A 10,676-nucleotide genomic window follows, 5' to 3' on the forward strand; every position below is an offset into this window, starting at 1 on the left:
TCTTTCACACGCTCAAGACGGAGCTCGTCCACAACAGGCACTATGCAACACGGGCAGAAGCCACACGGGATATCTTTGCCTATATCGAAGGCTTCTACAATCGAACTCCTCGTCACTCCGCCATCGGCTTTATCAGCCCGATCGAGATGGAGCTAAAAGCAGCTTAACCCTGTCCAAGATCATCATGGTGATTTGCGCTTGTAGCGCTCTTTCGAAGTTTTCGAGGAGATCGAGGCGCTGCTGGTCATTGAGGGTGTGGGTGCCCCAGTCGCCGAGGATGAGCAACTGGACACGTGCGAGCTTATCGATGAGGCGCGGGAAGCGACCATCGAGACGGGCCATGGCGAGGTCTTCGAACAGGCGCGGCATACGCAAATAAAGGACGGTATGATCGAGCCTGGCCGCCGGGCATCCGAAGGCGCACGCCAGCCAGGTTTTGCCAGTCCCGGTCAGGCCGGTGATGATGAAGTTCTCATGGGCTTTCAGCCAGGCGCCTTGCGCCAGCTGCAGGGTGTTGCGCCGGTCAAGGCCGCCGGGACGCGAAGTCGACGTCTTCGATGCAGGCGTCGACGAAGCGCAGCTTGGCTGTGGCCAGCCGATTGGTCAGGCGCCGGTCGGCGCGCATGGCGGCTTCGCGGTAGAGCATCAGGCCGCGCCACTCGTCGCGGCTGAGATCGGTGGCATTGTCCTGTTCGGCCAATTGCAGGTAGGCGTCCGCCATTCCGGCAAGGCCGAGGGCCTGCATCTGGTCGAGTGTCGGGTGGATCAGCATCACGATCTTCCTTTCCTTCATTGATAATAGGCGCCGCCACGGATGTTGGCGTGGGAGCGCGTGGCTTTGATGGGCTCGGTGGCAGGGCTCGCGCGGTCGAGCCCAGATTTGAGAATGGCGCTCACGGTGGAGCAATTGATCGCGTTGATGGCGAGCGCCCTCTCACAGGCCGCCTCGAGCCGATCGCGCTCGTAGCGCCGCGCCAGGGCGATGATCCCCATGGCGGAGCGATAACCTGCTCGGGATGCGGGCGCTCGCGCATCATCCGCTCGACCAGCGTGGCGGCATTGACGCCGACAAACTCGCCGGCGTCATATTGGCGTAGCGCCGATGGGCCTTGGGCATGTGCTCGTTCACGGTGACATGGCCGCTGCGCTGAGAACGGCGCACATGGCTGGCGACACGCGTGTGATGGAAGATCTCGACGGCTCGATAGGTGAGCCGGACGTCCACCCGACGGCCGATCAGTCGGTGCGGCACCGAGTAAAAGATCTTGTCGACTTCGACGTGATAGTCGGGGAGGACCTTCGCCGTTTTCCATTCGGCGTATTCGAACGGCTCGCTCGGCAGCGGCGCCAGCGCCTCGCGCTCGATTTCCTCGAACAGCTGCCGGCGGCATTTGCCGATCTGGCGCATCGGCCGATTGTTCAGCTCCTCCAACAAACCGCCGATCGCAGTATTGAGATCGGTCAGGTTGAAGAACCGCCGATGGCGCAGCCGCGCCAGAATCCAGCGCTCGACAATCAGCACCGCGCCTTCAACCTTGCCCTTGTCGCGCGGCTTGCGGCTGCGGGTCGGCAAAATCGTCGTGTCGTAGTGCTCGGCCATGGCGGCAAAGGTTTGATTGAGCGTCGGCTCGAACCACAACGCCTTGACGACCCCGGCCTTCAGATTGTCGCAGACGATCGCCTTGGGAACTCCGCCGAAGTACGACAGGGCTCGGGTCTGGCCCTCGATCCAATCTGGCAGTCGCTGACCGAAGCGCGCCATAGCGAAGGTCAGCGACGAGACCCCGAGCACCGCGACAAATATCTGCGCCCGATGGATCTCGCCGGTTTGCGGGTCGTTCACCTCCACCGTCGGGCCAGCATAGTCGGTCTGCTTAACCGCACCCGCCGCGTGGCGGTGGCGGAAGGTCGGGTTCGCCCGGCGCCGATAGGCGTCAAACTTCTCGCAGAACCAGGTGTAACCATAACCGTCGGGATGCGCCGTCAGGTATTCCTGCCAAAGCAGCGTCACCGTGACGCCCTTGCGCTTGAGCTCCTGCGCCACCCGCGGCCACGCAGGTTCACTCAGGGCCTGCGGCGGCCGTCCGCCCCGCCGGAACAAGGCGCGCCGTAACGCCGCCTCGCTCTCGTAAATCGGCGGCAGCGGCCAGCTCAAGCCAGCTTCACGCGCCCGCAGCAGGTAGCTGGCAACCGAGGTCTTGCTGATTTGCAGCCGTTCCGAGATCGCCCGAACCGACAGGCCCTGCTCGTACGTCAGCCTCAGGATCGATCGTAGGTCCTTCACAGTGGTCCGTTGCGCTTGCTTCCGTCTCGGCATTGCCCTCTCTCAAACTCAGCTTGAGAGAGAACATTGCCTGAACGGCGCTCCCGAAAAACAACCTCCCGCAACTGTCCGCGATTTAGCGGAATCCCTGTCCCGGAATTACTGAAATCGCTGTCCGCGAATTACCGAAATCGCTGTCCGGAAATTGCCGAAACACGCACAATGCCATGACGAGAGATGACACAGTGGCCGCTTGGCCAGCAACCGGGGACTGTGAGGAAGCGTTGGCGGAAGTGCGGGAATTTCGATCGGTTCTGGGGGCGTGACGGCGCCCTGCGGGCCGCGCCGAGGTCGCTATCCGACGCGCCCCCCCACTGGGCCGAACGCGGGGGACAGATCGGCTTCCACCGCGGCAAAGTTGAGCGCGCGCGAGTTCGGGGGCGCGGATGGCTACGAGGTCACGATCGCGAGCTGAAACTGCGGCGGAGGAGGTCTGACTTGGTCGCTCCGATGAACTGATGCTAATCAATATGCCGATGCGGCGGTTCGTCCGCGCTGTCCGGCAACCCGAGGGTGACTGCCGGCTCCGCGCGAATAGGGATCTCGAGGTCGGCGCCCTCGCGGACGTTCGTCGCGCTGACAGCGGCGCGGCTAGCCGTCTTCATGGCTGCCGACCTCTTAGCGCTCGGCCTTTTGGAGAACCCAAGGTAGGCGCATCTCGCCAACGGCTTTATGCCGGTCTCTCCGCCGTCGGCTTGTGACCGCTCCTCTGCCGGAGCAACACTGCCGGTCTCATCGAACCCGCTTCATCGAGGCAATTGCCGTGCTGATCGCGACTCCAAATTGCTTGGCGGCTTGATCGAGGGACATCCGCCCCTGATCGCGGCCATGACACGCTTGCGAAGATCAAAGAAATAAAGCTTGTCGATCCATGCTGACCTATGTCCAGCCAGCATGGTGAACCACGTCGCGCGACGGGTCGATCCAGCAATTAGGTGTTGGCGGGGCCCGCCCAGTCGAGGCTGCCTGCGCTGCGCCCTTCAGCGGTCTTCGCCGTGTTGATCATCAAGCTGAGGCCTCACTTCTTCACCTGCTCCGGATAGAGATCGACGTCGTTTGTGTACAGCGGCGCGGCAGTCGTCATCTTGCCCATGCGAGTTCACCGAATATGGTTCTTTTGTCGCGACAGTCTTCGCCTTCAGCACCTGGTTGCCGTTGCCGCGGCCCTTGTTGAGAATCATCTGGGTGAACTTGATGTAGTCGCGCGCGGTTGAGTAGAGGGCGCCGCCCCCCAATGTGGAATTCCGGCTCCTGCTCGAGCTCGAACGGGATCGATGCGAGCTGGCCGTCATGTTGGGCCGCGAACTCACAGCCAGCTTGCGAAGCAGGAGGCGTATCTGCAGACCAGAAAACCCAAAACCAAGGCGTACTCTAGGGAATTGGGAGCCATGCTGATTCTGTTTTATCTGTGCATCCGGGAGAATGCCGTTCGTCAGCTGATCGTCAGCCAAGCCGTCTATCTAAATAGCCTTGGCATTCTCGCGTGGATCGGAGTTGGAATATGGAGGGCATTGGCCGACCTGGCAAATCGCACGTTGGGACTCCTGGAGCCGACGGGACGTGGGAATCGAGCAGTTCCCGGTCGGAATCAACTCTCGCCGCTGGTGAAGGCCCCCAATCTTTCGATTCCGTCGTAGAGCGGATGCGCTCTGGGTCTCAGGATAGAGCGTCGCCGGCGGTCAGCCAGCCGCGAACTTCGGGTATGGCAGTCCCCATTTTTTCGACGGGCGACGAGATCAGGGCAACAAAGCAGAAAATGGACGGCCTGCTTGCGGAGCTTGGCACTTGCCGCAATGCGGCCAGGCAGAAGCAGACCTTGTCGGAGGCACAAGAGCGGATCGACCAGCTGATCAAGGCAGGCTCAAACGTTTTGGAGTACTACGCGAGGCTGCCCCGGCATGTGGCGCGTAGCATTTTGTCCGACGATCAGGCCCGCCGTCTCCGCGACGAAGTGCTCGATGCGGGGAAGCAATGCAACGACCTGGGCAGCCAGACGATCCGCGACTTGGAGAAGGAAAGGACGCGTGCGGCCCATTTGCTCGATCAGCTTGTCCTATTGGGCGTTCCCTTTGACCAGGTGAGCCGAGCGGCTTCCGGTGTAGCAAGGTACTATGCGGCCTGCATGGAGTGGTGGGAAAAGAAGGCTTTGCGCTTCGAACACATGCAATGGGTATGCGTCGCCACCGCCAACTTGCCAAGTACAACGGTCGAGATGCGGCAGGCTGAACAGGCCACACTGCGGCTGCACAGCGGTTGGGCGGTGCACACGAAGTGCCTCCATCTGCAACAGCAGGTCGCTCTCGCGCGGGTCAAGATTGGGCCTCACGCGAGCACATTCGAACCAGCCATGAGGGAAATCCTCATGGCTGAGAACGGACAGGTGCGTCTGCTCGGAACCTTCATCCGGGACGTTTTTCCGGCGCTCGTCTCGACGTCCGACGTTGTTCTAAACAACGAAGGACGCGCACTCGACGCAGCGCACTGCGCCGTTCTGGAAGGAGTCATGGATCGGCTTACGGAATTTGCGTTGGGCTTGCACGACATTGTTTCCAAACTCAGCGATGCCGGAACAGGTGCCGACCTGCCATTGGACTTGTTGGGTCAGATCGAGGAAGGCGCCTGGGTAGCTGCGCACGACGTCATGCGCTTCGTGCAACTGCAGCCGAAGACGCCGGCCACCATTGCAGCTACGGCCGACGCTGCGGCTGCGACACCGGCCAGCACGACCGGCAAGGTTGTAGTGGCCGAAGGCACGACAGCGCGCAGGAAGGGGAAAGGCAAGCGCACACCGGCTGCTGACGCCGGGAGTTCTGCGGTCGGGCAGACGCAGGCGGAGGTCGCTTCGGCCGACAAGGTCGCGGCGCCAGCATCCAAGGTCGTCGTGCTCTCGGATCTAGGGACGAAGACGCTCGTGAGCGCGGAGGAAGCGCATGCGAGGGCGTCATCGTCGGCCACGGCACACTTGGCGATTTGGCAGGCCCCGCCATCAATGGAGACGCTGACGCAACTCCTCAAACGTTTGGACGAACTTTTGCACTTTGATCTGGCTGGTCAGCAAAAGGCAGTCTCGCAAGCCCGCCAGATGAGACCCGAGGACGCCGACCACGTCGTGGATTCCGTAATCGAGCTTCTGCAGACTCAGGCCGCCGAAATGCAGGCTTGTGTGGCTGTCTTAGAGGAACCTCGTCGACGCGTCCTGCTCACGCCCGCGCAAGTGCGCGAAGTGCACGACAAACTAGTCCGGCTCAATATTATGCGATCCGAGGCGCAGGGGCTGGCCAAGGCTTTGAACGAGCGGAAGGTGTCGACTAAGATTGAATGCATGAAGACCTACGGCTTTCCGTCGCAGAAATACCTTGAACACTTGCTGGCGGCCAAGGAATTGGCGCCTGCGGATCTACCGCGCGCGTTAAAGGGAGAGCCAGGGGCGCTTTTTGAGATCAAGCTGCAACCCAAGGCGTTACGCAATGGTGCAATGCCGAGTCCGATGTGGGTGCACGTCCATACGAAGCGGCCGGTACATGCGGGCCAGTTGGCGACGCTGGATGACGCCGACTTTGCCGCTTGCCACGTAAAGTCCAACGAACAGCGCGGCTTCAATCAGCAGTGGCAGAACGCGCGGGCTGCTATGGGTCGCGAGAACGTCATAGTCCACCGCGGCAAGCTCACACCTGCGTTCTGTAAGTCCTTATTGACCACAGTGCATAGCGGCATCTCACCCTATCGGTTTGCCGAGGCGGAGGACCGGTCGTCGAAGGCCGCTCAACATGAGATCTAGTCAGGATCGTCTCGCGGTAAAGTGCCGATTGTGACACCATCAGCCAAACCTGCGGATCCTTAGCCAGGCCGTGATCAGGTCAGGGGCCTTCAGCAGCCGTTAGACTGAAAGCTCCAAGACCAAGTACTCTCGCTCTTCGCCGAACGCATGGCCAGTTCTCGCGGACAGCTCCGCAAGCAGCTCTAACGAAGCCAAACAGCTGATGACCATTGCGGAGAGCGGCCGATCACGGCTCGGTGCTTGTTGCCTGGCCGGCGACAGCTCGCGCGCGGCTCTGCGCTCTGGCCGCAGCGATTGAAAGGAGACTACACTAAGCCCGGGCATGCCCTCTCGCCACACCGAACGATCATCCCGCCTGAGTAGATCAGGCAGGCCTTGTTGGAGCGAGTCCTAAACGGCAGCGCGCGGGCGTCGCAACCATGATGCCCGATCCGCATTCGATCAGGCGTGTCGATGGTTACATAACCGCGCGCGAGGCGCGACACGGAGGTGCAGAGCTTGCTGTTTGTCGCCCGCTCTTCAGTGCTGAAGAACACGTCGCGATGATCGACCTCAGCCGACGCCTCCAGGATCGGCAGCACGCAAAGACCGCATTCTCCGCGACGGCAACCGAAAATCATGTCGACGCCGGCTGCTTCAAGCGCCTCCAGCATCGAGCGATGGGCAGGCACTTCAATTTCCGGGCCCAATCGGGGAACTCTGATCTTGAACGGGGTGTCCGCGAGGCCACCGGTATTGTCGAACGTCTCGTAGCGAAGGTGCGTCGCGCGTCTGCCCGCTTGCCTCCAAAGCTGTTTGGCCGCCTCCAACATGCCGAACGGGCCGCACACATAGAACGCACCACGCGCGTCTAGTTGGGCGATCTCGCCGCCGATGTCGATCCGCCGTCGCTCTTCACCGGCGAAAAGCTGAAGTCGCTCGCCGATGTAAGTGGCAAGCTCGTCCGCGAGCGCGAGGTCCCGACGGCTGCGTGCGGCATAGAGCAGGCGGGAATTCGTACCGGCTTGCTTCAGTGCCAGCGCCATCGTGCAAATCGGCGTGATGCCGATGCCGCCGGCCAGCAGCAGGTAGTCCGGCCGGTCGTAGCTCAGTTCGAAGCTGTTGGTTGGCTCGAAGATCGTGAGTCGTTCGCCCGCTTGAGGCGCCACATGCCGACAGACCCACCCCGGCTCGATACGAGCCGCTTGACGGCGATGCGATAGAGCCGTCCGCACAAGGTCCCACCAATGAATAGCGACGAAGCTGCGGCTGCGTGTCGGTCAGCACGAGAACGTCGATGTGACTGCCAGGCGTTACCTTGATCAACGGACAGTCCGGCTCGATCTCGATTAGACGGACGTTAGGAGTGAGATCGCGCGTGGCGCGAAGGCGTGCGCTAATCGGTTCTGTCGGCTTGGCCATGACTTTCTCACTCACTCGGCCGCAACGTTAGCGATCACGGGGACCTGCTCGTTCATCCGGTCGATCAGCCGCCGTGCGCAGAGCGCGCCCGCATCGATGTTGAGATCGTAAAAGGGAGAGTGCGGGTTCTTGTCGATGGCAGCCTGCTACGCCTCCAACACCCGGTGATCCTGATCGTAGACCCCTGCCCTGCCATTAACATGGGCAAGCTGGAGCTCTTTCGTTAGGTGAACATCATCTCTGCGATAGTTTCGGACAAAGTTCCAGAAGTAGTGCACGTCGTCTCAGTTTCCGGTGTGATCGCCGCCAAAAACGCACTGCTGAGCCGTGCGATCGGTCGCCTTGCGGCGCCCGCTATTGGTCAGTGCCACGCCGACGTCTCCGACGACCACCGACGGCGCCTGAAACGTCACGATCTGCCAGCGATCGACACGGCCCGCGCGTGCAAGTTGGTGGCCCCAGAACGGGGGTTGTTCGATGTCGATCATCCAGCGCGTCATCCCCGCCGTGTTCTCGGTGTGGGTCACATTGAAGGGCGCTGCCGTGATCGCCTCGTCGCCAATGCTGCCCGCGTGCACATAGGTCTCGTGCGTGAGGTCTATCAGGTTGCCAACGATCAGGCGATAACCGGATTTCCGCTGATAGAACGTGCCGCCGTTGCCGACCCATTCTGTGCCGTCGTTCCAATGAAAATCTGGAATTTGGCGGGGTCCGCCAGCGCTGGATCGCCGGGCCACAGCCAGACCAGACGACGCCGCTCAGCCACCGGATAGTCACGCACGCAGGCTGACGGATTGATCGTGTTCTGCGCGGGCATGTAGGAGCAGCGGCCGGCCGAATTGAACACCAGCCCGTGATAGCCACACATCACGTCGTCGCCCTTGAGATGTCCGAGTGACAACGGCAAAAGCCGGTGCCAACAGGCATCCTCCAGCGCCGCAACGAGGCCATCAGTGCGGCGGTAGAGCACAACGTTCTGGCCGCAAATTGTGCGGGCGGAAAGCTCGCGGGCGATCTCATAGGACCATGCAGCCGCGTACCAGGCATTGAGCGGAAAAGGTTTGGGTGCGTTCATGGGCTCTCCATGGTTGAGGCTATCGTCGCGGGCTTGCCGCTTTAACTCCCATTTTCGAGCAGATTGCGCTGGCAATAGTGTTTGAACAATCGGACAGAGTTGATAGCCGTTATCTACTCTTTCGATACGGTGGTTTGGTCTGCGCGAGGAGGGACTCAAGGAAATGGCAAAGGATTGGGATCCGCTCGCGATTGATTTTGCTGCGATCCGTACTTTGCGCCTGGTGTCGGAACTGGGCTCGTTCTCGAAGGCCGCCGAAGTGCTCGGTACGAACCAATCGACGACTAGCTATACGCTGGACAACGCCTCGCTGTATCGAGATCGTTGAGTGTACCAGCCACCTGCTTAAGGGCTTCGAGGGACTAATGCAGTCGGCAGATTTCGATCCCGCAAGCGCGTCCGGGCAGATCGCGATCGCCTGCAACTATTACGAACGCTCGATCATTCTGCCGCGTACCCTCGCTGAGATCAGGCGCCGGGCGCCGCGCCTGCTGCTGGAAATCAAGACGGCGCGTGCGAAAGGGATCGCTCAAACGCGGCGAAGCCGATCTTCTTATTGGCCCCTATGATTCAGGAGGAGAACTTTTATCATCGACATCTGCTGGATGACCAGTATGTGTGCGTTATGCGCAAGAGCCACCTGCTCGCTGGCCGGAGGTTGGGCGTCAACGACTATGTCAAGGCGAGCCACAGCGTCGTCACCTATGGAGGCACCTGGCGCTCAGGCTACCTCAGAGCGCTCGATGAACGCGGCCTGTCGCTCAACCAGGTGGTCACCGTGCCGAGCATCTCCGATCTAAGGCATATTCTCCTCGGCACGGACCTGGTCTCGACGGTGCCAAGAATAGGGCTGCTCCCACGCGCGATCGGACTGCAGTTTGCCAATCTGGCCCGCGAGCTGTTGGTCGAAGATTATTAGCTTCTCGGTGCGATCGAGCCGCTGCTGTCGACCATGAGCAGATCTGTGAGCAATAAAGCAGGTTAGACCACGAAGTCCGGCAGTTGGCAAAGTCGGATGGACGACACGTCGCCTGATGAGGTGTCGGCGTGGTGGCGGCCTTGATGTTCCGCCATGCAATCGATACCGGTCGCGCTTCCGATCGGCATCGAGCGTCGGGACCTATCTGGGTCTCACGCCTCGGCGCAATCAGTCCGGCGAAACTGATAATCAATGGCAAATGGGGAGACTCGTTTTCTCCGAACCCACCTATTCAAGGCGGCGACCGTTCTGCCTTATCGGGCGAGGAAATGGTCCTCCCTCAGGACCTGGGGAATGAAGCTAGCCAAGCGGATCGGCATGAACAAGAAGGTCGCCGTCGCACGGCAGATCGCTGTCCTCCTCCGCTGCATCTGGGTCGACGGAATATCGTTCGATTGGGGTCAAGCGAAGCCGGCCTGATCCTATCTTGCGAGAATTCGGCCCTTCCCAACGGCCGGTGATGTCCTGATGGACGGCAGTTGTGGCGACCTCGGTCAGTCGGCTGGTGACAGCTCATCCGCACTCCGCTGGAAACGTTGAGGCGCCCCAGCCGGACATCATGATGAGGTGCTGCGCGACCTCTGAAAGGGCCATGACCACAGCGATGGCATCTACAGCTTTACCCATAGGCCGATCTAATGCCTCAGCCCCACTCGCGCGTCTCCGCAACCGTGAGCAGCTCCGTCGACGCGAGCGCTACCGTAGTGCTATTGGCAAGCTCGAAACGGAAGCTTGACAACAAACCGCAATTAAAGAGCTGATTGACATCCCGCTGTGCGCGAACGCATTGAGCGCACGGTCGGCCGGAATTCTGAGCAATAGCTTTGCGCGACCGGCTGAAGCAAAAGCCGCGAAATGTCGATCGGTGCAGGCCGCGTCGACGCGGAAGCGCCGCCCGAGGCGCCTGAGGGGGTATTCGTCAATGTCCGGCCTGGCCTCCAACGACCCGTAAGCGCTGAAAACAAGTGAGTTAGCCTCGACAACGTGGTGAGCCAGAAGCCTGTTCGCCGTCAGAGCCCTTGAATTGAGGGACTTCACGAAGGGAGGATTTCTGGTTCATCGTAGCCGCAAGGAGCGAAGATGAAGCAGAAATCCGGACCGGGCAAAGCGCCGGCAGAAC

Annotated in this window: 6 protein-coding genes and 6 pseudogenes; 6 read left to right on the forward strand and 6 right to left on the reverse strand. The window is 60.9% G+C overall.

Features of this window, described 5'->3' with window-relative positions; all coding sequences use genetic code 11:
* On the forward strand, positions 1 to 167 hold a 167-nt coding region (locus tag AC629_RS27220), incomplete at its 5' end, for an IS3 family transposase (protein WP_143199473.1).
* On the opposite strand, the gene AC629_RS49945 is transcribed toward AC629_RS27220, so the two are convergent.
* The 3 genes and pseudogenes from AC629_RS49945 to istA form a co-directional block, all read right to left on the reverse strand.
* Entirely contained in the window at positions 133 to 600 is a 468-nt protein-coding gene (locus tag AC629_RS49945) for an ATP-binding protein (RefSeq protein ID WP_349531249.1), read from the reverse strand. The genes AC629_RS27220 and AC629_RS49945 overlap by 35 nt on opposite strands.
* Complete coding sequence (locus tag AC629_RS49950) at positions 524 to 772, reverse strand: ATP-binding protein (protein WP_283847926.1); 249 nt, start codon at positions 770 to 772, stop codon at positions 524 to 526. Before AC629_RS49950 ends, AC629_RS49945 begins: the two co-directional genes overlap by 77 nt.
* Before the next feature lie 17 nt (positions 773 to 789).
* Positions 790 to 2,317 (reverse strand): annotated as a pseudogene (gene istA / locus AC629_RS27230) (IS21 family transposase).
* Between the two features lie 173 nt (positions 2,318 to 2,490).
* Here istA and AC629_RS49005 point away from each other — a divergent pair.
* A pseudogene (locus AC629_RS49005) lies at positions 2,491 to 2,959 on the forward strand (IS256 family transposase); the annotation flags it as partial.
* A gap of 267 nt (positions 2,960 to 3,226) precedes the next feature.
* Here the strand turns inward: AC629_RS49005 and AC629_RS27240 are convergent.
* Positions 3,227 to 3,625: pseudogene (locus tag AC629_RS27240) on the reverse strand (1,4-butanediol diacrylate esterase); the annotation flags it as partial.
* 199 nt (positions 3,626 to 3,824) lie between these two features.
* Between AC629_RS27240 and AC629_RS27245 the strand changes: the two are divergent.
* Entirely contained in the window at positions 3,825 to 6,101 is a 2,277-nt protein-coding gene (locus AC629_RS27245) for a T3SS effector XopP-like protein (RefSeq protein WP_084807992.1), read from the forward strand.
* Between the two features lie 305 nt (positions 6,102 to 6,406).
* On the opposite strand, the gene AC629_RS27250 is transcribed toward AC629_RS27245, so the two are convergent.
* Together AC629_RS27250 and AC629_RS27255 are read right to left on the reverse strand one after the other, a co-directional pair.
* On the reverse strand, positions 6,407 to 7,249 hold the full coding sequence (locus AC629_RS27250; protein WP_245332013.1) for a flavin reductase family protein: 843 nt from the start codon (positions 7,247 to 7,249) through the stop codon (positions 6,407 to 6,409).
* Positions 7,250 to 7,513: 264 nt separating this feature from the next.
* A pseudogene (locus AC629_RS27255) lies at positions 7,514 to 8,577 on the reverse strand (aromatic ring-hydroxylating dioxygenase subunit alpha).
* Between the two features lie 163 nt (positions 8,578 to 8,740).
* Here AC629_RS27255 and AC629_RS45670 point away from each other — a divergent pair.
* The 3 genes and pseudogenes from AC629_RS45670 to AC629_RS50715 all read left to right on the forward strand — a co-directional run.
* Positions 8,741 to 8,905, forward strand: a complete 165-nt coding sequence (locus AC629_RS45670) for a LysR family transcriptional regulator (protein ID WP_143199475.1) — start codon at positions 8,741 to 8,743, stop codon at positions 8,903 to 8,905.
* 237 nt (positions 8,906 to 9,142) lie between these two features.
* Positions 9,143 to 9,415: pseudogene (locus AC629_RS47815) on the forward strand (LysR substrate-binding domain-containing protein); the annotation flags it as partial.
* A gap of 6 nt (positions 9,416 to 9,421) precedes the next feature.
* A pseudogene (locus tag AC629_RS50715) lies at positions 9,422 to 9,976 on the forward strand (transposase); the annotation flags it as partial.
* Positions 9,977 to 10,676 lie beyond the last annotated feature (700 nt).

This window comes from Bradyrhizobium sp. NAS80.1 (genome assembly GCF_001908205.1).
Taxonomy (GTDB): Bacteria; Pseudomonadota; Alphaproteobacteria; order Rhizobiales; family Xanthobacteraceae; genus Bradyrhizobium.

Excerpts from the sequence above, each read along its gene's own strand:
- AC629_RS49950 (WP_283847926.1), bottom strand. The coding sequence starts at position 772 with ATGCTGATCCACCCGACACTCGACCAGATGCAGGCCCTCGGCCTTGCC.
- AC629_RS27245 (WP_084807992.1), top strand. The coding sequence starts at position 3,825 with ATGGAGGGCATTGGCCGACCTGGCAAATCGCACGTTGGGACTCCTGGA.
- AC629_RS45670 (WP_143199475.1), top strand. The coding sequence starts at position 8,741 with ATGGCAAAGGATTGGGATCCGCTCGCGATTGATTTTGCTGCGATCCGT.